General features: G+C 59.3%; 2 protein-coding genes. Both read right to left on the bottom strand.

The window, feature by feature from the left end; genetic code table 11:
* Positions 1 to 66 precede the first annotated feature (66 nt).
* Positions 67 to 1146: a dipeptide epimerase gene (locus EKD03_RS18060; RefSeq protein WP_129633824.1), complete on the bottom strand. Its 1080-nt coding sequence runs from the start codon at positions 1144 to 1146 to the stop codon at positions 67 to 69.
* A gap of 27 nt (positions 1147 to 1173) precedes the next feature.
* A complete protein-coding gene (locus tag EKD03_RS18055) occupies positions 1174 to 2127 on the bottom strand; it encodes a DMT family transporter (protein ID WP_238613581.1) in 954 nt (317 codons plus the stop codon).
* Positions 2128 to 2562 lie beyond the last annotated feature (435 nt).

Genomic DNA, 2562 nt, shown 5'->3' with positions numbered 1-2562 from the left:
TGCTAGTATACTTGGATACCAACCCATTGACTATGGCCATGATGTACAGACCGGATTGTGCATCAGTTACCGGGGGCGCACACCGTGGCCAGCGGTGATATGACTCAGATCTAAGCGCCCACCAACTTGGCGGAAGCCCCCTTCAAAGGGATTCTCGGCCATAAACATTGGCGTATCGAGATCAACAAAATCGAAGCCGCCCTGTCCAGCGGCAAAGTGAGCCGACATACTCATAGAGAGAATCGACTCGACCATCCCGCCAATCATGAGGCGTAACCCAACCACGCGGCAGAAGGCGGCCATATCGAGCGCTTCAACCACCCCGGACTTCATCAGTTTGATATTGACCACATGGGCGGCGCGTTCCTGGGCGATGCGCAGCACCTGGGTGGTACTCGCCGCCGACTCATCGGCGGCGAGGGGTGCAAAACCGGCGGCGGCCAGCCGAATCATCCCCGACCAGTCATCACCGGGGACGGGTTGCTCCAGCAGGGTGGGGCGAATGCCATTGGCTTCGAGCGCAACCAGGAGTTCGAGCGTCTCATCGGCGCTCATCCCCCCGTTGCCATCGAGGATAAGCGGGGCGGTACGCGCTACCGTGCGGATCGAGCGCAGTCGTTCAAGATCGTGTTGTAGGCTGCTGCCGCCGATCTTCACCTTGATCGTGGAGATCCCCCGCGAACGAATCTCTTCGGCGGCGATACTGGCTTGCTCCACCCCACCCGTGGTAATGGTCATGTCAGTTTCGAGGGCGCGGGAGACTCCACCAAAGAAGGCATACATGGGCATGCCCGCCCGTTTGGTGAGTGCATCCAACACCGCCGTTTCGAGGGCGCAGCGCGCCGATCCCGCCGTGCCAATCCCGGTGCGCAACAGCATCGCCAGCGGGCGCCACTCACGCACATCAGCACCCTCTATCGCCGAGCGCATACGTTCAATGGCGGCCAGGGAACTTTTCGGTGTCTCGCCATTAAAGGCGGGAAAGGGCGCAGCCTCACCGTAGCCACGGGTTCCATCGGCCAACTCGACCACCACCAACAGATTGCGGGCTACCTCTTGGGCACCACCGGCGATGCCAAACGGGGTGAGGAGCGGAATATCGAGATGCTCGACGTGAAGGTTGCGGATCGTCGTTGGTGCGATCATCGGTATTTTGCTCCTGTTCACTCTATGTCACGCGATGCTACGTTGTCGCCAAAGATACGTGGTAATCGTCGCTAACACAATTACGGCACCGAGCATCTGCCAAAGTGAGGTCAGGCGTTCGCTTAGCAGAAGCGCGGCAATCATCAGGGTGCTCACGAGCCGCCACGCCATGGTGCTACTTACCAGTGGTGCGCCCAGGTTGCGTAATGACGCGATCTGGCCCAGATTGGCTCCTAGTTGCACAAAGAGCGCGAAGACCAAGAAGAGTGCCCAATCGCCGATGCCTAGGCTGCTGAAGTGGCCCCAGTCTTCACCCATCACGAGGCTGATAACGATGCTTGCACCGAGCAGGGCGCTCAGTTGCACCACCAACACCGTCTCGCCCGGCACCGACTGGCGCATAATACGTGGCACGAGGAGCATATAGCTCGCCAAGCACAAGGTGGAGGCACACGCCAACGCGATCCCGATCCAGTCGTGCATGCCCATCACGAGCGTCAGTTCGCCCGCGCCCAGGTCGCCCGTAATCATGAGCAAGGAACCGAGCAACGAGAACCCGATGGCCGGGAGCGTATAGGGCGGCAGTTTGTCACGAAAGAGACCAGCACTCATCAGCGCCACCAGCAGCGGGGTCATCAGGGTGATCAACTGGACATAGATTGCATGGGTATAGCGGGCGGCCAGCAGGTTGGTGATCGCACGCACCACCACAATGAGGGCCAGCCCCCACAACACCGGCGAGCGCAGTTGGCGCAGATCCAGATGCCGGTGGATAAAGGGTAGCGCGAATCCCAGTGCCACAATGTTCGCCGTAGCCAGCAGCGCCATGCTCGGAATATGGCTCACGGTCTGAAGGTAGCGTGCCAAAACCGGATAGGCACCCCAGCCCGTATGGGCCATGAGCGAGATCAACATCCAGACCCAGGCCGAACTCACAACCGGCGCGGTTGGGTGAACGCCGAGGGAACGCGCTTTGTGCATACAGGGCTTCTTTCTACCACGAATGGGCGGAGACGGTACGCTGAAGATCGGGGCGTGCCGTCGTGTCCTCGCGTTAGAAACACCGCACGTTGCGCCATCGCTGCGTTCGTTTACCATTATAATACATTTGGTTTCAGGGTTGCTGACCAGGGCATGGGCAAAGTTCTTCGGGCTACGCCCCAAACCCAATTTGTGTTGTTTTTTGGCGGCTACGCCGCCAAAAAACAACACAAAAAGATTTTCGGGGGCGGCTTCGCCGCCCCCGCACCCCCACCGGAGGTGACTTTGCCCATGCCCTGGGGTTGCTGAGTAACTGTTCACACTTCTCCTAGCCTTCAGGTTTTGACGCAAAGACGCAAAGGCGCAAAGCCTGCAACAACCCTTTGCGTCTTCGCGCCTTTGCGTCAATCAGAAGCTTCCTTTACCCCAAGTGTG

This window comes from Candidatus Oscillochloris fontis (genome assembly GCF_004138135.1).
GTDB classification, from domain to species: domain Bacteria; phylum Chloroflexota; class Chloroflexia; order Chloroflexales; family Chloroflexaceae; genus Oscillochloris; species Oscillochloris fontis.
The sequence above is the reverse complement of the archived record's forward strand: the minus strand, read 5'-3'. Positions and strand labels throughout refer to the sequence as shown.